Source organism: Mesorhizobium sp. M8A.F.Ca.ET.165.01.1.1 (genome assembly GCF_004792065.1).
Taxonomy (GTDB): Bacteria; Pseudomonadota; Alphaproteobacteria; order Rhizobiales; family Rhizobiaceae; genus Mesorhizobium.
The window spans coordinates 81,601-99,881 of record NZ_SRTH01000004.1; the positions used below are offsets into that span (position 1 = coordinate 81,601).

Sequence of the window (18,281 nt, forward strand, 5' to 3'; positions counted from 1 at the left end):
CCTCACGCCACTTGTTCGTAGCGCGCGATGGTTTGCTTGAAGATGTTCAGGAAGCGGCGGCCGTCGAGATCGGTGCAGATGCGCGTGGTCTTCGGTCCGCCGCCGGGCAGCAGTTGCCGGCCGCGATGGGCAACCGTCTGTCCGCGCGCGAGGCGCCCGTCCAGCACGACATCGACGAAGAGCGGTTCGGTCATCGTGGCCAAGGCCGGGTCGAAGGCCAGCGCCACGGTGATGACGTCATCCATCGGGAAGCCGACGAGGTCGAAGAACTCGCGCCAGATGTCGATGTAGATCGGAAAGCTGTCGGTGATCATCTCCAGGACGGCATTCTTCCGCGCCACGGCCTGCATGTCGGCGATGTCGTCGCGCGTCAGCATCGAGGCGGCGACGCGGTTGTCCTCGCAGATGTCGAGCGGCACCAGGATCTTGTCGACGTCGGCGTTGAGCACGATGCGCGAGGCCTCAGGATCTGCCCATATGTTGTATTCCGACAGCGGCGTGATGTTGCCGGGCGTCTGGAAGTTGCCGCCCAGCACCATGAGCCGCTTCAGCGCGCCGGTCAGGCGCGGCTCCTGCAGCAGCGCCATCGCCGCATTGGTCAATGGGCCTGTGGTCACCAGCGTGATCTCGCCCGGATTGGCCATTACGGTATTGATGATGAAATCGACGGCATGCCCCGGCGTCGCCTGACGCGACGGGGTCGGCGCCGGCGGGTTGAACTTCTTCAGCCGGTCGCCGAAGCGGGCAACGAGCCGCTTCTCGAAATGGACCGGCGCCTCCATGTCGGCCTTGGCATTGCCGACGATCGGCCGCCAGGCGCCGGCATGAACCGGGATGTCGTCGCGCCCGGCAAGCGTCAGCGTGTTGAGCACGACATTGGTGACCTGCTCGATCGGGCCTGCCGCGCCGGTCACCGTGGTCACGCCTTCGAGCCGGACATTCGGGTTCGCCGCGGCAAACAGCACGGCCAGAATGTCGTCGCCGGCGGAATCCACGTCGAGGATTATGCGTTCCATGGGAGTTCCTTCATTGCGGATTTTTGTCGACCGAGGCGCTGTTCCTGTCCGTCGACAAGAGTTTCTGCATCGACGCCAGCGTCTCCTTGATGATCTTTGGCCGTGCCTGGTAGGACAGCACGAACAGCGCCGTCAGTGCCACGACATAGGGCACGGTCAGCACCAGATAGGACGGAAACCCGAAGGTCTGCAGGCGCAGCGAGAAGGCGTCGGCGAAGCCGAACAGCAGGCAGCCGGCCAGCACCTTGAGCGGATCGCCGTTGGAGAAGATCAGGATCGCCACCGCCATGAAGCCGCGGCCGGAAGACATGTTCTCGGTGAACATGGTGATGTAGCCGAGCGACAGATGCGCGCCGGCCAGCCCCGCCAGCAATCCGCACAGCAGCGAGGCGATGTAGCGGACGCGGGTGATCGAGATGCCGAGCGCCTCGGCCGCCTCGGGTTTCTCGCCGACGACGCGGATATAGAGCCCGAGCCGGGTGCGGTTGTAGAACAGCACCAGCAGCGGCACCGCGATGAACGCGACATAGACGATCGGCGTGAACCCCGAGATCAGCGGCGCCCATGAGCCGAGCAGTGCCTGCGCGCCGGGTATCTGCACCTTCGGCAGGCCGACAATGCCGTGACCGACGATCGATCCGCGCGTGCCGAAAATCGCTTTCATCAGCGAGATCGTCATGCCGCCGGCGAGGATGTTGAGCGCCAGCCCGACGACCACTTCATTGGCCCGGAAGGTCACCACCAGAACGGCAAAGGCGAGCGCGAAGGCAAGTGCTGCGGCCACACCGCAGGCGACACCCGCGAAGGCCGAACCCGTCCAGATCGAGCCGATGACGGCGAAGAAGGCGCCGGCCAGCATCTGCCCCTCGAGACCGATGTTGAAGATGCCGGCCTTGGTGGTGAACGACCCGCCAAGAGCGACCAGGAGAATGGGCGCGGTGGTGCGCAGCGTCGCCGCGATCAGCGCGACGTTGATGAGCTTATCTAGAATTTCCATCGCCGCTCCCCCGCCTGGCTGTCGCCGCGGCGTTTGATCAGAACCTGCGCCGACACGCTGAGGATGATCAACGCCTGGATCACGGTGATGATTTCGCGTGACGCGCTGGTATCGACCTCGAGCAGCAGCGACCCGCTGCGCAGCGCGCCAAAGAACAGCGCCGTGACGATGGTGGCAACCGGCGAGCCGTTGGCGAGCAGGGCGGCGATCAGCCCGTCGAAGCCGAAGCCAGGCGCAAAGCCTTCCATGAACCGGTGGTGCACGCCGAGCGTCTCGACGCCGCCGGCCAGTCCGCCGACGGCGCCCGAAAGCAGCAGGACCACGAAGCCCTGACGTTTCACGTTGACGCCGCCATATTCGGCGAATTTCGGCGCCGAACCGACCATGGTCACGCCGTAGCCCCAGCTGGTGTAGCGGAAGACCAGCGCGACGCCGACCGCCAGCAGCAGGCCGATCGCCAGTCCCCAGTTCAGCCGCGAGAATGAAAAGATCTCAGGCAGATAGGCCGTCGCCAGGATCGGCGGTGTCTCCGACCAGCCGCCGGGCCGCTTGAACAGGAAGATGGTGAAATAGGAGGTGAGCAGAACGGCGATGTAGTTCGACAGGATCGTCGAGACCACTTCGTTGGTGTTGTAGCGGGCGCGGAAATAGGCAGGGATGGCGACCCAGGCGGCACCTGCGGCGATCGCGAGCGCCAGCGCAGCCAGCGTATGGATGCCTGGCGGCAGGGAAAAGCTGAAGCCGACCCAGGCGGCGGCAAATCCGCCCAGGAAAAGCTGGCCCTCGATGCCGACATTGAACATGCCGCCGCGCAGCCCGATGCAGGCGGCGACGCCACAAATCAGGATCGGTGTCGTCTGCAGCAAGGTACCGGCAATTTTCTCCTGGTCGCCGAAGGCGCCGCGCAGCAGCGTCATCAAGACACGGACCGGGCTTTCGCCGACCATGAGGATGATGATGGCTCCCAGCAGCAAGGCAACGCCGATGGCGATGATCTGACCGGAAAAGGCGCGCAAGCGGTCATTCATCATGCGGGCTCCAGCTCAGGCGACACGCCCGCCATCATCATGCCGATACGGTCCTCGTCGGCATCATCACCGGCGACTTCGCCCATGATCCGCCCGTTGAACATCACCAGGATGCGATCGGCAAGCGCCGCCAGCTCATCAAGCTGCACGGAAATCAGCAGGATCGCACGGCCGGCCGCGCGCTGGCGCATGATCTCGTCATGGATGGCCTCCTGGGCGCCGATGTCGACGCCGCGCGTCGGCTGATCGATCAGCAGGAAGTCGGCACCATTGGTGAATTCGCGCGCCAGCACGACCTTCTGGATATTGCCGCCCGACAGCCGCTTGACGGGATCGCCCGACCCTTGCGCGCGAATATCGAAGCTCTTGATCAGCGCTCCGGCATTCCCGGCGATCGCCTTCCAGTCCAGCACGCCGCCGCGGCTCCACGGTGCACGATGCTGGCGGCCCATCAGCGTGTTTGCCGCGATCGACGCATTGCGATCGACCCCGCGCACCATGCGGTCGCCCGGCACATGGGCAAGGCCCGCCTCGCGTATCGCGGCTGGGGAAAGCATGGTGAGATCCCGGCCTTTCAGCCATGCCTCGCCATGGCTTGCCGGCCGCAGGCCGGAAAGCACCTCCGCCAACTCCGTCTGCCCATTGCCGGCCACGCCGGCGATTCCCACCACTTCGCCAGCGCGAACGGTGAAACTGGCGCCGCGAACAGCCGGCAGCCGGCGGTCGTCACGCGCCCACAGATCCTTGACCTCGAGGACGGCGCCGCCATGCAGCGCCGCGCGCGGCCGGCGGTCGAAACTGACCTCGCGGCCGACCATCATGCGCACCAATTCGTCCTTGCTGAGTTCCGATGTCGGACGAGTTGCCACCTTCCTGCCGTTGCGCAGCACCGTCACCGTGTCGGACACCTCCATCACCTCTTCCAGATGGTGCGAGATGAAGATCACCGTCATGCCTTCGGCCACGAAACTGCGCAGTGTCTGGAACAGCTCACGGCTCTCCTGCGGCGTCAGCACGGCGGTCGGCTCGTCGAGGATGATGGTGCGGGCGCCGCGCACCAGAACCTTGAGGATTTCGATGCGCTGCTCGATGCCGACCGAGAGCAGTCCGACGCGCTCCGTCGGGTCGACATGCAGCCCGAAACGCTTCGACAGGTCGCGTGTGCGTTCGATCTGGGCGGCATGGTCGATCAATCCATGACGGCGGATTTCCATGCCGAGAAAGACGTTGTCGGCGACCGAGAGCGAAGGCACCAGCTTGAAATGCTGGTGCACCATGCCGAGCCCGGCCTTGATCGCGGCGGCCGGATCGGCGACCACGGTCGTCTCGCCATTCAGCCGGATCGAGCCCTCGTCCGGCTGGAGCAGGCCGAACAGGATGTTCATCAGCGTCGTCTTGCCGGCGCCGTTCTCGCCGATGATGGCGTGGATTTCGCCCCGGCGTACGACCAGGTCGATGCCGTCATTGGCGATGAAGGCGCCAAACCGCTTGGTGATGGCAGCCAGTTCGACGGCCATCGCGGAGGTGCTGTGGAGGGGCGGTGACCCCGGCGCGTTCGACACGATGCTCTCCCAGATTGGGGGCTCACATAAACTGGACGCTGATCCGTCGCGGCAAGCCGCGGCGGATCAGCGTAGCGCTTTCTTGGGAGGGATGCGCTGGTGTTGGCCTATTTCGCCTTGGTGATCGCGATCTTGCCGTCGACGATGCCCTTTTTGATGTCGTCCAGCTTGGCGGTCACGTCGGCCGGGATCGTGGGGGCAATATCGTCGCACACCTTGAACTCGACACCGCCCGAAGCGAGGTCGAACGTGCGGGTGCCGGCGGTCACCTTGTGGCCCCCGACTTCGTCCTTGATCAGCGTGTAGACCGCGATGTCGCCCCGCTTCAACATGCTGCCGAGCACATTCCCGGGAGCCGTGCCGCACATGTCGATATCGACGCCGATCGAATATTTGTCGGCGGCGGCACTTGCCTGCATCACGCCTTCACCCGTCGGGCCGGCAACGTTGTAGACGATGTCGGAGCCCTGGCCGTAAAGCGCCTGGGCAAGTTCGCTGCCCTTGGCCGGGTCGTCGAAGGTTCCGGCGAACACGGAATTCACCTTCACATCGGGCGCGGCATATTTTGCGCCCTGCTCGTAGCCGCCGAGGAAGTTGCGGATCACCGGGATATCGCGGCCGCCGACGAAACCGATTGCCTTGCCGTCGCCGATCTTGGGAAATTCACTGCCCTTGGCCTCGACCATGCCGGCCAGCGCGCCGGCGACGAACGAGCCCTGCTCCTCGGCGAAGTTGGCGTAGATCATCTTGGGATTGTCGAGCACGCCGTCGATGAACACGAAGCGCTGGTCGGGATATTCCTTGCTGACCTTCTGCAACGAGTCCACCAACTCCCAGCCCATCACGAAGATGAGGTCGTATTGCTTGCCCTTGGCGAGGTTTTCGAACTGCTCCTCATAGTCGAGGGCACGATTGCCGGTGTCGACCAGCTTGAGGTCGATGCCGAAATCGGTCTTGGCCTTGTTGAGGCCGTTGACGATCGAAACGCCGAAGCCCTGTGCGAAATATCCCGAGATGGCGGCCACGGAAACCTTGGACTGTGCGGCGGCCGATCCCAACGAAACGGCAAGCATCGTGCCGGCCAGAAACAAACTCTTGAGTGCCCTTGTCATGTCATTCCCCTTCAGCTTTTTTCAGCTTTTGAAGCCACGCCTTGACCATCCCCTAAATATCGCCGGGACACTGGCGAGTTCGTTGATGGTCATATGAGTTTATGAGCGGCCAAACAGGCTGTCAATCGTCCTCCGGTGCAGTTTTCTCACCGCTTTGTCCGCATGGTCCTTGTCGACGCTTGACAAATATCGGCGATGCATAATTGTTGGTACTCTAACGAGTTTCATCAGAACGACGGGACGAAGGAAACGCGCCATGCCGGCTGTTGTGGTCAGGAAATTTCTGGTTCAGGTCGAAGAGATCTTCCATGAGGGCGGCCCCCTCGCGGCCCGCCCGCCCAAGCGCGGCGCGATCGTGGCGGTCATCGCCAACCCATTTGCCGGACGCTACGTGGAAGAGATCACCGGATTCATGGAGGACCTGAAGCCGCTCGGCCTCGACATGGCCCGGCGCCTGATCGACGCCATGGGCGAGGGGGTTTCAGCCATCGAAGGCTATGGCAAGGGCGCCGTCGTCGGCGCCGCCGGAGAGCTCGAACACGGTGCGCTCTGGCACAATCCGGGCGGCTACGCGATGCGCGAACTTCTCGGCAACGCCAAGGCTATCGTGCCGTCGACCAAGAAGGTCGGTGGCCCGGGAACGCGCATCGACATTCCGATAACGCACATAAACGCCTCCTATGTGCGCAGCCATTTCGACGCCATCGAGATCGGCGTCGGCGATGCGCCGCGCAGCGACGAGATGGCTGTCATCCTGGCGATGACCACCGGGGCGCGCGTTCACGCTCGGGTCGGCGGCCTGGCGGCAGCCGATATCAAGGGCGAGGACGGCTTGCGATGAGCCCTGAAATCCGCCGCGTCATTACCATCGTCGAGGAAACCCTGATCGAAGGCGGCCGCCCCGTCGATCCGCCAACGCGTCGCGCCGCGGTGATCGCGGTGATCCGCAATCCCTATGCCGGCACTTTTGTCGAGGATCTGTCGGCGCTGAGTGTCGTTGGTGAGGCGTTGGGCGACATCTTGCCCAGGCGGGCCGTCGCGGCCCTCGGCATTGGCGGTGACCAGGTCGAGAGCTTCGGCAAGGCCGCCGCCGTCGGCGCCGATGGCGAGCTTGAACATGCCGCCGCCATCCTTCATCCAACGCTCGGCGCCCCGTTCCGCGATGTGCTCGGCAAGGGGGCCGCGCTCATCCCCTCATCGAAGAAGCGCGGTGGCCTTGGCGTGCCGCTCGACATTCCGCTCGGCCACAAGGACGCGGCGCGGGTGCGCAGCCATTTCGACGGCATGGAGGTTCGCGTTCCCGACGCACCGCGTGCCGACGAGATCGTCGTCGCCATCGCCGTCACCGATTCCGGCAGGCCGCATCCGCGTGTCGGCGGGCTGACCACGGACAAGATCGTCGGCAAGGACGGCGTAAGTTGATGCGTTCGCAGGTGGCTGCCGCTACGCCGCCCTGACTTCCGGCACCCGCATCGCCGGCGGAGTATTGCGGCTGCGGTTGGTGCGCACCTCGCCGTCGATGATCACCATGCCGATACCCGGCAGATTGCCGAGCGCCACGCTGTCCAGCAGTCCGTCACCGGCGCCACCAATCGCCTGGTCGATGAAGATGAGGTCGGCGGCGCGGCCGACCTCGATGATGCCGCGGTCAGCCAGTCCGCGCACGCGCGCCGTGTTGCCGCTGGCAAGGCAGAACGCCACTTCAGGGGCGATACCGCCCAGCGAAGCGAGCATCGTCAGCGTCCTCAGGATGCCGAGCGGCTGCACGCCCGATCCGGCTGGGCTGTCGGTGCCGAGGATGACGCGCGAAAGTTCGCCGCGCTGCCTTGCCAGCTCGAGCACGAACAGGCCGGTGCGCAGATTGCCGTTGTGGACGATTTCCAGCGCGCGCGAGCCGTTCTCGCAGATCTGCCGGATCTCAGCTTCCGGCAGTGCCGTCGGTCCGCCATTGACGTGAGCCACGATGTCGGCATCGACCTCCAGCACGACATCGGCGCCGATGCGGCCGGAGCCGGGCAGGGATGGGCCGCCCGTATGGGTCATCGAGGTCATGCCGTATTTGCGCGCCCAGCCGATCATCTGGCGGCCGGTCGGACCGTCCTTGACGCCGCCGAGCCCGACCTCGCCGACAAGCGTCACGCCGGCCTCGGCGAGGGCGCGGAAATCCTCCTCGACTAGGCCTGGTTCCAGTATGGGAGCGCCGGCCAGGATCTTCATGCCGTTGGGGCGGAAGTTGGAGAAGGTCCTCTGCGCCGCGATCGCCAGCGCCTTCAGCCCGACCAGGTCGCGCGGGCGGCCCGGTGTGTGGACCTCTCCCGCCGAAATGATCGTGGTGACGCCGCCATGCACGGTCGAATCCATCCAGCCGATCTGGTTTTGCCGCGGCGTCCAATCGCCCGCGACCGGATGGACATGGTTGTCGATGAGCCCCGGCGCCACGGCGCAGCCCATCGCGTCGATGATCGTCGCCGCATTGCCGCCGTCGACCTCGCTTGCCTTGCCGATGGCGGAAATGCGCCCGTCGGCAACGACAATGGTGTCGGCCTCGAGGATCGGTCGGCCGAGGTCACCGCTCAGCATCAGGCCGATATTGCGGACGACGAGCGTGTTGGCAGACGACTTGGGGTCGGACGACATCGGTTCTCACTTCTGCTGGTATGGAACGTCCCGACGCGGCCTATTTGCCGCTGTCGCCATTCGATGGATCGTCGTCGTTGATGCGCGTGAGCAGGCGGAGCAACGTCGCCTGCTCGGCGGGTGAAAGCGGCGACAGGAAGCGGCGCCCGACTTCGACGCTGCGTTCAAGCCGTTCGAGCGTATACTCGGTCCCCTTCTCGGTCAGAGCGATCATCGACAGGCGCTGGTCGGTGTCGGAGGCGCTGCGCGTGATCAGTCCGTGCTTGAGCAGCTTGCGCATCACGATGCTGATGGTCGACGGGTCCATCGCCGTCAGCCGGCCGAGGTGGTTCTGCGAGACCTCGCCATGTTTGAGGATCGTGGCAAGCGCGGCGAACTGGGTCGGCGAAAGGTCTTCGCCCGCCATCACCTGCTGGAACCGCAGCGTCGCGCGCTGATGCGCCTTGCGGATGACGTGAGCCGGATGGAGGTCCAACGCGTATCCGGTCTGCGCGTATTGCTGCAGCACCTGCTCGCGGCTCAGCGGCGGCGCCTTGCCGCGCTGCCGCTTCGGTGTCGCGTCTTTCTCGGATTTCTTTTCGGTCGTCAAACCGGACTCCTGTTGCCTGTCTTGGATGTTGCTCACTCCAGGGCTCAAGCCGCAACTTCAGCCGGTTGCAGTGAGGCTCCATCGCGAAGAGCCGCGACGACATCAGCCGAACCGCTGACCACGCCGAAATGAGTCGCTATATCGTAGAGCGAGCTTTCCTGCTCGCGCGGTCCCGTCGCCGCGCAGCAATCGCTTGGCACCACCACTTCATAGCCCTGGAAAAAAGCGTCGTGGACGGTCGAGCGCACGCAGATATTGGTGACCACGCCGAATATGACCAGCTGGTCGACCTGCATGTCCTTGAGCGTCAGGTCGAGGTCGGTCTGAAAGAAGGCCGAGTAGCGGCGCTTGATCACGTGGATCTCATCGTCGCGGGCACCCAGGTCCTCGATGATTTCAGGTCCCCAGCTTCCTTCCACGCAATGCGGCGTGCGCTTCACCCATTCGCGCTCGCGGCGCATGCCCGGCCGGTGCGCGTCGTGAACCCAGATCACCGGGACGCCGGCGGCGCGCGCAGCCTCGATGACAGCCAGTTGCGGTGGGACCAGCGTCTCATAGCCAGGCAGGACCATGGCCCCGCCGGGCTTGCAGAATTCATTGACCATATCGATGACCACGATCGCCGCACGGTGCCGATCGAGGCGCATCGCGTCGTCGTGCCGGTGTGAGGAAAAGACGTCCACGGCCATGGCGGTCTCCTTGGGTCGATCGTTGATGCTCATACAAAAAACCCTGGCGAATGCCAAGTCAATCCCGTTCGACGCAAAGCGGTGACCGCCAGCCTTGCGCACGTTGGTCGCACCAGCGTATGCGCTATTTGTCCGGCGCGACATGGCCTTGACAAGAGGTGGCAATCATGTGCTCGATTTGTATGACCATCAATGATATTCAGATCGCCAAGTTTGCCGGGCCGAGGGCTGTGATATGAAGACAATCATCACCGGGGCCAGCGGTCTGCTTGGGCGCCATGTGGCCGAGGCCCTGGTTGCGGCCGGCCACGATGTGCTGGGCATCGACGCGGTGGCGCCCGCCGGCGCGGCATGGCGGCACGCCACCGCCGATCTGACGGATCTGGGATCGACCCTGCAGCTGGTACGCGATTGCGATGCCGTGGTGCATGTGGCGGCGATCCCGCGCCCAACCGGGCGGGCCGGCGGCGAGGTGTTCAAGACCAACATCGCGACCGCCTACAATGTCGTCGAGGCCGCTGCCCTGGCCGGCGCCAGGCGCCTCGTCTATGCCTCGTCCTTCAGCGTCTTCGGCTATCCCTTCTTCGAGAAGACGGTCATTCCGCCTTATCTGCCGGTCGATATGAACCATCCGGTCGGTGCGCAGGATCCCTACGGCCTGTCGAAATGGCTGGGTGAGGAGATCGTCGACGCCGCGGTGCGCCGCGGCGCGTTTTCAGCCGTCAGCATCCGCATGCCGTGGATCCAGACCCCGCAGTCCTTCTTCGCCGGCGTCGGTCCGCGCCGCGCCACCGCCGACAGTGCCCGCGACCTGTGGAGCTATCTCGACGCGCGCGATGCCGGTCAAGGCTTTCTGCGGGCGCTCGAGTGGCAAGGCAGTGGCCATCTGCGCGTCCTGCTCAGCGCCGCCGACACCTTCATGGAGGAGGAAAGCGAGCCGCTCGTGCGCCGGGTCTATCCAGCTGTCCCGCTGTCGCGGCCGATTGCGGGCTTCGGTTCGGTGCTCGATACGGCCCATGCGCGCGAAACGATCGGCTTCGAGCCGCGGCACTCATGGCGTTCCTATCCAAAGCCGGAGACCCAGGGATGAAGCGGTTCGACCGGAAGAAAGTCCTCGTCACCGGCGGTGCCGGCGCCATTGGCAGCGCCGCGGTCCGGCGTTTTCTCGACGAAGGCGCGCGGGTCGCGATCGTCGACCGCAACGGCGCGGCGGCGCGGCAACTGGCCAGCTCGCTTGGCAAAAAAATCATCGCCATCGAGGCCGACGTCACCGACGAGAACAGCGTGCGCGGCGCCGTCGAAACGGCCGTCGAGGCCTTCGGCGGGCTGGATGTGGTGTTCAACAATGCCGGGATTTCCGGTGTCGTCGCTCCCGTGCACGAGCTGCCGGTGGAGGATTGGGACGCCGTCATCCGCATCAATTTGCGCGGTATCTTCCTCGTCTTGCAGGCATCGCTCCAGGCCATGATCAAGGCCGGAACCGGCGGCTCGATCGTCAATATGGGATCGTCGATGGCCGGTTGGGACGTCCTGTCAGGCGGCGCCGGCTATGTCGCGTCGAAACATGGCGTGGTCGGACTGACGCGGGTCGCGGCGCTCGATGCCGCGCCTTACGGCATCCGGGTCAACGCCATCTGTCCGGGTGTCATCGAGACGACGCTCGGCGTGCCGGCTTCTGGGGAGGGCGATTTCAAGAGCAGCGTCCAGCATTTCGCCGACCGGATTCCGTTGCGCCGCATCGGCCAACCGGACGATGTCGCCGCGGCGGTGGCTTTCCTCGCCTCGGACGAGGCAAGGCACGTCACCGGCGTCGACTGGCTGATCGACGGCGGCCAGACCTTGCAGAGCTGGGCCAACGCGCCGGCCGGCGACACGTTTCCGAAGGTTCGCTAGGAGATGCCGGGCGGGCTCTTCTCGTCAGAGGCCGAATCGGTCCTTCACCCGGCCCGAAAGGATCGCCGCCTTGACGCCAAGCGGCCAGAAGCGATGGAACCGGATTGGCTTCAGCCCCGATATCGGCATCGGGAAGGGCGTGGTCGCGTCGCCGCGAAGGCGATTTGCCAGCGCATTGCCCATCGCAGAGGCCATGGCGACGCCACGGCCATTGTAACCAAGGCAAATCAGGATGCCGTCCTCCGGCTCGTGAACGTGCAGGAGATGATCCTTGGTGATGGCGACCCGGCCGTTCCAGCCATGTGTCCACGCGGTTCCAGCAAGCACCGGCCAGAGCCGTAGCGCATAGTCGGTAAGGTAGCGGATGGCGGAAGCATCGCCGATGGGTCTCATCGGTCCCCGGCCGCCCATGAGAAGCCGGTTTTGCGCATCGACGCGGTAATAGACGGTGATATTGCCGGCTTCGTAAACGACGGGCCTTTGAGGGAGGATTGCGGCCGCGACCGTTGGTGACAGCGGTTCGGTCGCCGCGATGGCGCTGAACACCGGAACGAGCGACTGCTCCAGGCCCGGCCACAGGTCGCCGGTATAGCCGTTGGTCGCGACAAGGACCTTCTCGGCGCTGACAGAGCCGTCTGCCGTCTTGAGGACCCAGCGTCCGGCCTGCCTGTTCAGCGAGAGGACTTCGCTGCCGCCGAATATCCGCGCGCCGGCCTTCCGCGCGGCGGCAGCCAGGCCGAGCGTGTATTTCAAGGGATGAAGGTCGCCGCCGCGGGCATCGAACATGCCGGATATGTATCTGTCGGTGCCGGTTCGCGCCGCCATCGCCGTTGCGTCGAGCAAGCCGACCGGCATCCCCCGCCGCTTGCATTGCGTTGCCGTGGCCCGCACCGCGGCTGCCGGCTTTGGCCGGATGGCCGCGCGTATGGTGCCGTTTTGCCGGGCCTCGCAATCGATCGACAGGCGCTTGATGAGGCCGAAGGTGAAATCCGGCGCACCGTAGGAGAAGTCGATCATCCGCTGCCCGAGATCGGGGCCGAACATCGCCTCGATCGTGTCGGGATCGTATTTGAGACCGGGATTGACCTGGCCGCCATTTCTGCCCGACGCCCCCCAGCCCGGCTGATGGGCCTCGAGCACGCAGACTTCGTCGCCGGCTTCCGCCAGGTGCAAGGCGGTGGAAAGGCCTGTGAAGCCACCGCCGACGATGGCGACCCTTGCCCTGTGCGCCCCGGAAAGGGCAGGGTAATTGGCTGTGCCGCCGGCCGTATCGCGATAGAGGCTCCTGGGCGGGCTGCTTGCGGGCATGGACGAGGCTCTTACGACAAGGCGGCTGGCTTGAGATATCTGGCTTTCAATTGCCCGATATCTTGCGCGCGTGGCAGACCCAGACTTTGGTGTCGGGTACGCCAGGCAATTCTGCGTGGCGTCGGGAAATCACAACAATTGCGACAGGGCGGCCATGAAGTGGTCGTTCTCCGACGGCGAGCCGATGCTGACGCGCACATAAGTGTCGAAGCCTGCCTGTTTCCATGGCTTGACGATGACGCCGTTCCGCAGCAGCCCTTCGACGAAGGCAGTGGCATCTTGCCGGCAGTCGAAGAACAGGAAGTTGCCTCTGGACGAAGCGACTTCGAGGCCCTTGCCCGCCAGGAAACGCTCGACGCGTGCCCGCTCCGTCCTGGCCAGCGCGACGACCTTGGCCAAGTGCTCCTCATCGGCGAGCGCCGCAAGCGAGGCGGCCTGCGCGACGCCATTGGCGTTGAAAGGCGTGCGCACCCTGTCGAGCAACGCGCGCAATTGCGGGTCGCCGACAATGCCGAAGCCGATCCGCAGCCCTGCCAGTCCGAACGCCTTGGAAAATGTCCGCAGCACGATCCAGGGTTGATCGCGTTTGCTCAGACAGGGCAGGGACGAAACATAGTCGTCTCCCTCGGCATATTCGGCATAGGCTTCATCCACGACGATCAGCGTCTCGTCGCTGACAGCGTCCAGGAGCCTCGACAGATCGCCGCCGGAGAGCCAGCTGCCGGCCGGGTTCATCGGATTCGAGAACAGCAGCATGCGAGGCCGTTCGCGCACCGCCTCGATCAGCGCGTCGAGATTGATGCTGAGATCGCCGTTGACGGTTACACGGTTGACGCTTGCACCCATCAGCGTCGCATAGTCCTCGTGCAGCGGGAACGATGGATAGAGCGTGACGACGACGTCGCCGGGCCGCAGGACGGCACGGCTGATGACGGAGAGGAGATCTTCCGATCCGTTGCCGAGGATGACCTGATCCTCGCCGGCCGCATGTCTGGTGGCGATGGCCTGCCGCAGTTCGCGCCCGGCCGGATCCGGATAAAGGCGGAACATTTCGGAGCCGCCCTGCATCATCTTGGCCAGGGTCGGGCTAGGGCCGATCGGGTTTTCATTCGAGCCCAGTTTGGCGATCCTGGCCGGGGCGTATCGCAACATGACCTCGGCGATGGTCAGCCCGGAATTGTAAGGCGACAGGCGCGTGACTTCGGTGCGGACCATGTCTGAAGCGTTGGACATGTCTGGTCTCCTCCATCGCCGGCCGATTATTGTCGCCAGACAAACCTCGAACAATCGCCGCCCGTGGCATCTCGTATTAAAGAGCCAGCTATGTGGTCGCGCGTGCGGCGGACGACGTCACCACTATCGCACTCGAGGCTGTTTGTATATGCTTGTATATGTAAGTCGATCTGATAGTCTCCGTGCCACGCAACCGGAGCGGCCAAGGAGGATCATATGCGCAACGCTGCTCTTTTCGACCTCTCTGGCAGGAAGGCGCTGGTCACCGGTGCCAGCCGCGGCATTGGCCGCAGCATCGCCGAGGCGCTGAGCGCCGCCGGCGCCGACGTCGCGGTCACGGCGCGTAGCGTGGACTCGCTTGATGAGACAGCGGCGGGCATTCGCGCGGGCGGCGGGGTTGCGCACGCCATTGCTCTTGACGTGACCGACGTCGGCCAGTGCCGCGCGGCTGCTGCCGAGGCAGCCCGTCTGCTTGGCGGCCTCGACATTCTCGTCAACAATGCCGGGGTGGAAGAGGTCCGGCCATCGCTCGATGTCGACGAGGCGCTGTGGGACCGGATCGTCGACACCAATCTCAAGGGGGCGTTCTTCTGTGCCCAGGCGGCGGCGCGGCAGATGCGGGATGCTGGCCGGCCCGGCGCCATCATCAACCTCTGTTCGCTGACGTCAGAAGTCGGCATTCCAACGGCGGTGCCGTATGGCTCTTCCAAGTCGGGTCTGCTCGGCATGACACGGGCTCTCGCGGCGGAGTGGGCGCAGCTTGGCATCAGGGTCAACGCCATTGCCCCGGGCTATTTCAGGACGGCGATGACGGAGGTGTTTTACGGCAATGAGGCATGGCGGCAATCAATGCTCGCCAAGATTCCGCAGCACCGTTTCGGCGATCTGCGCGATCTGCACGGCATCGCCGTGTTCCTAGCCTCCGATGCCGCCGCCTACATAACCGGCCAGTCCATTCCGGTGGACGGCGGGTTCCTTGCTTCGGTCTGACGTAGATCGCCGATGTTTCGAATTGAATGTCTTGCGCAGATGTGACCGGTCGGCACATTGCGCTCTGAACTGAAGGAAAAATCCATGTCCGACATCAGCTTCCACGATCTGTCATCCCTTGATGCCACTCGGCGGGCCGGGCTGCTGAAACGCGCCGAGGGCGATCTGTCGGTCTTCATCGAAAAGGTTCGCCCGATCATCCAGGCGGTCAGGGACGAGGGTGACGCCGCCCTGATCCGCTTCGCCAGGGACCTCGACAAGGCCAATGTGGCCGAAGGCGGACTGAAGGTGTCGGAAGCGGAATTCGACGCGGCATTCGACAAGGTCGAGAAGGATGTCGTCGAGAGCATCAGGTTCGGCATCGACAACATCCGGCATTTTCATGAAGAGCAGAAGCCGGAAACCATGTGGCTCAAGGAGGTCCGCCCGGGCGCCTATGCCGGCGACAGGTACACGCCGATCGCATCAGTTGCGCTCTACGTGCCGCGCGGCAAGGGCGCCTTTCCGTCGGTGACGATGATGACGTCGGTTCCAGCCGTCATCGCCGGCGTGCCGCAGATTGCCATCGTGACGCCACCAACCCCGGATGGTTCCGTGGACGCGGCCACACTGGTCGCCGCTCGCCTTGCCGGCGTCGAGACCGTGTACAAATGCGGCGGCGCCCAGGCCGTCGCCGCGGTCGCCTACGGCACCGAAACGGTGAAGCCGGCACTCAAGATCGTCGGCCCGGGCAGCCCCTGGGTGGTGGCAGCCAAGAGCGTTCTGTCCTCGATCATCAACACGGGTCTGCCGGCCGGACCGTCGGAAGCCATCATCTTTGCCGACGACAGCGTCGATGGAGGCCTCGCCGCGCTCGATCTGCTGATCGAGGCCGAGCACGGGCCGGATTCCTCCGCCTATCTGGTGACGCACAGCCGCAAGGTTGCCGAGGCCGCCCTGGCCGCTATCCCGCAGCACTGGTCGCGCATGACCGAGCAGCGTGTGGAATTCTCGCGCGCGGTGCTGACGGGAGAGCGCGGCGGCATCGTGCTGACCGGGTCGCTGGAAGAGTCTTACCGCTTCATCAACGACTATGCGCCCGAACATCTCGAGATACTCTCGAAGGAGCCGTTCGCGCATCTCGGCCACATCACCGAGGCGGCGGAAATCCTGATGGGTCCGCACACGCCGGTGACCCTTGCCAATTTCGTCCTCGGGCCGAATGCGGTGCTGCCGACCAGCCGCTGGGCGCGCACCTATGGGCCGCTCTCGGTGACGGATTTCGTCAAGCGCTCGTCGGTTGGCTATGTGACCTCGGCCGCCTATCCGGAACTGGCGCGGCATGCCCGCCGGCTCGCCCGCTACGAAGGCTTCAGCTCGCATGAAAACGCGGTTTCGGAGATCCGCGACCGCTATCTCGCCGGCTGAGGGGGACCATCGCGATGAAGGCGGCGCGACTTTATGGACCGGGGGATCTGCGCGTCGAGGATGTCGCCGCGCCAGGTATCCCGGATGCCGGCTGGGCAAAGCTCAGGATCGATGCCGCCGGAATCTGCGGTTCGGACCTGCACAATTTCCGCACCGGCCAGTGGATAAGCCGTTCGCCTTCGACGGCTGGCCATGAGCTGACCGGTACGGTGATCGCGCTGGGCGAGGGCGTCGACACAATCGCTGTCGGCGACAGAGTGGTCGCCGATTCCCGATTCTGGTGCGGGGATTGCGCGCAATGCCGCGCCGGCAGGCGGCATCTCTGCGGGTCGCTGGGTTTCGTTGGAGAAATCTGCGACGGCGGCTTTGCCGAACAGGCCGTGTTGCCCGCACGTTTGCTGCATGTCATCGACGCCGGCCTTGACGAACGGGTCGCCGCCATGGCCGAACCCCTCGCGGTCGCGCTGCACGCGGTGCGGCGTCTGCCGAAAACGGTCGGTTCGGTGCTTGTCGTCGGCTGTGGGCCGATCGGTGGTCTTGCCGCGTTGCTGCTCTCCCGAACCTTCGCCGGAACCGTGCTTGTCGCCGACCGCAACCAGGCACGTTGTGCCCGCGTGGCGCGGGTAACGAGCGCCACGATCGTCGATCTCGACCGCGATGCCATTGCCGCAGCCATCGCCAATGCCCCGCTGCTGGCGGCCGTCGAGGCGACGGGCAGCATCGCTGCGTTCAACCAGTTGCTCGGCGTTCTCGATCCAGGTGGCGCGGTGGCGATGGTCGGGATATTTCATGGCCGCCTCGACATCGACCCCAATCTTCTGGTCGAGCGCGAGATTGCATTGCTGGGATGTCACGCCTTCGCCGACGAATTGCCCGACGCTGTCCGCATGCTGGGTGAACTCAGCGAGCCGCTTCTGGCCTTGGTCGACCGCGAGATAGGCCTGGACGATATTCCAGCCGCCTATGAGCGGCTGTTGGCCGGGAAGAGCGATGGCTTGAAAACAATCATCCGCATGCGGCAACCTGCCGGAAAGGATTTTTGAAATGATCGATTTGCCCGATACGGCGAGCCCCCTTTACGAGAAGGTGAAGGACTACATCCTGACCAACATCGGAACGGGCAAATGGGGCAAGGACCGCAAGCTGCCGTCCGAGAACGAGCTGGTGGTTTCGCTGGGTGTGTCACGGATGACGGTTCACCGGGCCTTGCGGGAACTGACCGCCGCGGGATTCCTGATCCGGCTGCAAGGCGTCGGAACATTCATCGCGCCACCCCGGCCGCAATCGACTCTGATCGAGATCAACAACATCGCCGCCGAGATCGTCGAGCGCGGCAACAGGCATCGCTCCGAAGTCCTGGTCCTCGAAACCATCATGCCGACGAAGGAACTCGCGCTGTCGTTCGAGTTTGCGAAGCGCACCTCGATCTATCACTCCGTCGTCGTCAATTTCGAGAACGACCTGCCGGTGCAACTGGAAGAGCGCTTCGTCAATCCGGGCCTGATCCCCGACTATGACAAGCAGGATTTCACCAGGACGGCGACCTATGACTATCTGATGCAGAAGACCCCGGTCACCGAGGTCGAGCATATCATCTCCGCCGTCCCGGCCGACAGGGAGTCGGCGCAGCATCTGGGCATCGATGTCGGCAGTTGCTGCCTTCTCCTGCATCGCCGGACATGGACTGGGGCGGTCGTGGCCACGATCAGCAAGCTGACCTATGCCGGCAGCCGCTACTCGCTAGGCAGCCGCTACTCGCCTTCCAGGGCAAGCTGACTTCGACGAACCAATGTAAGCCGAGGCTTCGTTCAAATGTATAT

Annotated in this window: 18 protein-coding genes; 8 read left to right on the plus strand and 10 right to left on the minus strand. The window is 64.6% G+C overall.

What is annotated here, in order from left to right; all coding sequences use genetic code 11:
• Positions 1-2: 2 nt before the first annotated feature.
• The 5 genes from EN808_RS13695 to EN808_RS13715 all read right to left on the minus strand — a co-directional run bounded on the left by EN808_RS13695 (position 3) and on the right by EN808_RS13715 (position 5,715).
• Positions 3-1,016 (minus strand): nucleoside hydrolase, encoded by a 1,014-nt coding sequence (locus EN808_RS13695; RefSeq protein ID WP_135865004.1) that lies wholly within the window; start codon positions 1,014-1,016, stop codon positions 3-5.
• A gap of 10 nt (positions 1,017-1,026) precedes the next feature.
• Positions 1,027-2,013, minus strand: a complete 987-nt coding sequence (locus EN808_RS13700; protein ID WP_127870479.1) for an ABC transporter permease — start codon at positions 2,011-2,013, stop codon at positions 1,027-1,029.
• Complete coding sequence (locus tag EN808_RS13705) at positions 2,001-3,041, minus strand: ABC transporter permease (RefSeq protein WP_127870660.1); 1,041 nt, start codon at positions 3,039-3,041, stop codon at positions 2,001-2,003. Before EN808_RS13705 ends, EN808_RS13700 begins: the two co-directional genes overlap by 13 nt.
• Positions 3,041-4,606, minus strand: coding sequence for an ABC transporter ATP-binding protein (locus EN808_RS13710; protein WP_127278031.1), 1,566 nt, complete (start codon positions 4,604-4,606; stop codon positions 3,041-3,043). The genes EN808_RS13705 and EN808_RS13710 overlap by 1 nt, the downstream gene beginning before the upstream one ends.
• Before the next feature lie 104 nt (positions 4,607-4,710).
• On the minus strand, positions 4,711-5,715 hold the full coding sequence (locus tag EN808_RS13715; RefSeq protein ID WP_127870480.1) for a BMP family ABC transporter substrate-binding protein: 1,005 nt from the start codon (positions 5,713-5,715) through the stop codon (positions 4,711-4,713).
• A gap of 256 nt (positions 5,716-5,971) precedes the next feature.
• Here EN808_RS13715 and EN808_RS13720 point away from each other — a divergent pair, with 256 nt between their 5' ends.
• Together EN808_RS13720 and EN808_RS13725 are read left to right on the plus strand one after the other, a co-directional pair.
• Positions 5,972-6,556 (plus strand): amino acid synthesis family protein, encoded by a 585-nt coding sequence (locus tag EN808_RS13720; protein ID WP_127870481.1) that lies wholly within the window; start codon positions 5,972-5,974, stop codon positions 6,554-6,556.
• Positions 6,553-7,137, plus strand: a complete 585-nt coding sequence (locus tag EN808_RS13725; protein ID WP_127870482.1) for an amino acid synthesis family protein — start codon at positions 6,553-6,555, stop codon at positions 7,135-7,137. Before EN808_RS13720 ends, EN808_RS13725 begins: the two co-directional genes overlap by 4 nt.
• Positions 7,138-7,158: 21 nt before the next feature.
• On the opposite strand, the gene EN808_RS13730 is transcribed toward EN808_RS13725, so the two are convergent.
• The 3 genes from EN808_RS13730 to EN808_RS13740 are packed head-to-tail and all read right to left on the minus strand — an operon-like array spanning position 7,159 to position 9,630.
• Entirely contained in the window at positions 7,159-8,352 is a 1,194-nt protein-coding gene (locus EN808_RS13730; RefSeq protein ID WP_135865006.1) for an amidohydrolase family protein, read from the minus strand.
• Positions 8,353-8,392: 40 nt separating this feature from the next.
• Positions 8,393-8,941, minus strand: a complete 549-nt coding sequence (locus EN808_RS13735; protein WP_127276136.1) for a MarR family winged helix-turn-helix transcriptional regulator — start codon at positions 8,939-8,941, stop codon at positions 8,393-8,395.
• Positions 8,942-8,985: 44 nt separating this feature from the next.
• Positions 8,986-9,630 carry an isochorismatase family cysteine hydrolase gene (locus EN808_RS13740; RefSeq protein WP_127276138.1) on the minus strand — a complete coding sequence of 215 codons (645 nt, stop codon included), beginning with the start codon at positions 9,628-9,630 and terminating at the stop codon, positions 8,986-8,988.
• A gap of 235 nt (positions 9,631-9,865) precedes the next feature.
• On the opposite strand from EN808_RS13740, the gene EN808_RS13745 reads away from it, so the two are divergent.
• Together EN808_RS13745 and EN808_RS13750 are read left to right on the plus strand one after the other, a co-directional pair.
• Positions 9,866-10,720 carry an NAD(P)-dependent oxidoreductase gene (locus EN808_RS13745; RefSeq protein ID WP_127870484.1) on the plus strand — a complete coding sequence of 285 codons (855 nt, stop codon included), beginning with the start codon at positions 9,866-9,868 and terminating at the stop codon, positions 10,718-10,720.
• Complete coding sequence (locus EN808_RS13750) at positions 10,717-11,523, plus strand: SDR family NAD(P)-dependent oxidoreductase (protein WP_127870485.1); 807 nt, start codon at positions 10,717-10,719, stop codon at positions 11,521-11,523. The genes EN808_RS13745 and EN808_RS13750 overlap by 4 nt, the downstream gene beginning before the upstream one ends.
• Positions 11,524-11,547: 24 nt before the next feature.
• Here EN808_RS13750 and EN808_RS13755 read toward each other — a convergent pair whose 3' ends face one another.
• A complete protein-coding gene (locus EN808_RS13755) occupies positions 11,548-12,831 on the minus strand; it encodes an FAD-binding oxidoreductase (protein ID WP_135916069.1) in 1,284 nt (427 codons plus the stop codon).
• A gap of 129 nt (positions 12,832-12,960) precedes the next feature.
• Positions 12,961-14,064, minus strand: a complete 1,104-nt coding sequence (locus EN808_RS13760) for a histidinol-phosphate transaminase (RefSeq protein WP_135916070.1) — start codon at positions 14,062-14,064, stop codon at positions 12,961-12,963.
• Between the two features lie 216 nt (positions 14,065-14,280).
• Here EN808_RS13760 and EN808_RS13765 point away from each other — a divergent pair, with 216 nt between their 5' ends.
• The 4 genes from EN808_RS13765 (at position 14,281) to hutC (ending at position 18,237) form a co-directional block, all read left to right on the plus strand.
• Entirely contained in the window at positions 14,281-15,054 is a 774-nt protein-coding gene (locus tag EN808_RS13765; RefSeq protein ID WP_135916071.1) for a glucose 1-dehydrogenase, read from the plus strand.
• 84 nt (positions 15,055-15,138) lie between these two features.
• Positions 15,139-16,461: a histidinol dehydrogenase gene (gene hisD / locus EN808_RS13770; RefSeq protein ID WP_135916072.1), complete on the plus strand. Its 1,323-nt coding sequence runs from the start codon at positions 15,139-15,141 to the stop codon at positions 16,459-16,461.
• 14 nt (positions 16,462-16,475) lie between these two features.
• Positions 16,476-17,504, plus strand: a complete 1,029-nt coding sequence (locus EN808_RS13775; RefSeq protein ID WP_135916073.1) for a zinc-binding dehydrogenase — start codon at positions 16,476-16,478, stop codon at positions 17,502-17,504.
• Between the two features lies 1 nt (position 17,505).
• A complete protein-coding gene (gene hutC, locus EN808_RS13780; protein WP_135916074.1) occupies positions 17,506-18,237 on the plus strand; it encodes a histidine utilization repressor in 732 nt (243 codons plus the stop codon).
• The last annotated feature ends 44 nt before the right edge of the window (positions 18,238-18,281 follow it).

Bases quoted from the DNA above. Each gene is read 5' to 3' on its own strand.
- EN808_RS13695 (WP_135865004.1), bottom strand. From the start codon at position 1,016: ATGGAACGCATAATCCTCGACGTGGATTCCGCCGGCGACGACATTCTG.
- EN808_RS13700 (WP_127870479.1), bottom strand. From the start codon at position 2,013: ATGGAAATTCTAGATAAGCTCATCAACGTCGCGCTGATCGCGGCGACG.
- EN808_RS13705 (WP_127870660.1), bottom strand. From the start codon at position 3,041: ATGAATGACCGCTTGCGCGCCTTTTCCGGTCAGATCATCGCCATCGGC.
- EN808_RS13715 (WP_127870480.1), bottom strand. From the start codon at position 5,715: ATGACAAGGGCACTCAAGAGTTTGTTTCTGGCCGGCACGATGCTTGCC.
- EN808_RS13720 (WP_127870481.1), top strand. From the start codon at position 5,972: ATGCCGGCTGTTGTGGTCAGGAAATTTCTGGTTCAGGTCGAAGAGATC.
- EN808_RS13725 (WP_127870482.1), top strand. From the start codon at position 6,553: ATGAGCCCTGAAATCCGCCGCGTCATTACCATCGTCGAGGAAACCCTG.
- EN808_RS13730 (WP_135865006.1), bottom strand. From the start codon at position 8,352: ATGTCGTCCGACCCCAAGTCGTCTGCCAACACGCTCGTCGTCCGCAAT.
- EN808_RS13740 (WP_127276138.1), bottom strand. From the start codon at position 9,630: ATGGCCGTGGACGTCTTTTCCTCACACCGGCACGACGACGCGATGCGC.
- EN808_RS13745 (WP_127870484.1), top strand. From the start codon at position 9,866: ATGAAGACAATCATCACCGGGGCCAGCGGTCTGCTTGGGCGCCATGTG.
- EN808_RS13750 (WP_127870485.1), top strand. From the start codon at position 10,717: ATGAAGCGGTTCGACCGGAAGAAAGTCCTCGTCACCGGCGGTGCCGGC.
- EN808_RS13755 (WP_135916069.1), bottom strand. From the start codon at position 12,831: ATGCCCGCAAGCAGCCCGCCCAGGAGCCTCTATCGCGATACGGCCGGC.
- EN808_RS13760 (WP_135916070.1), bottom strand. From the start codon at position 14,064: ATGTCCAACGCTTCAGACATGGTCCGCACCGAAGTCACGCGCCTGTCG.
- EN808_RS13765 (WP_135916071.1), top strand. From the start codon at position 14,281: ATGCGCAACGCTGCTCTTTTCGACCTCTCTGGCAGGAAGGCGCTGGTC.
- hisD (WP_135916072.1), top strand. From the start codon at position 15,139: ATGTCCGACATCAGCTTCCACGATCTGTCATCCCTTGATGCCACTCGG.
- EN808_RS13775 (WP_135916073.1), top strand. From the start codon at position 16,476: ATGAAGGCGGCGCGACTTTATGGACCGGGGGATCTGCGCGTCGAGGAT.
- hutC (WP_135916074.1), top strand. From the start codon at position 17,506: ATGATCGATTTGCCCGATACGGCGAGCCCCCTTTACGAGAAGGTGAAG.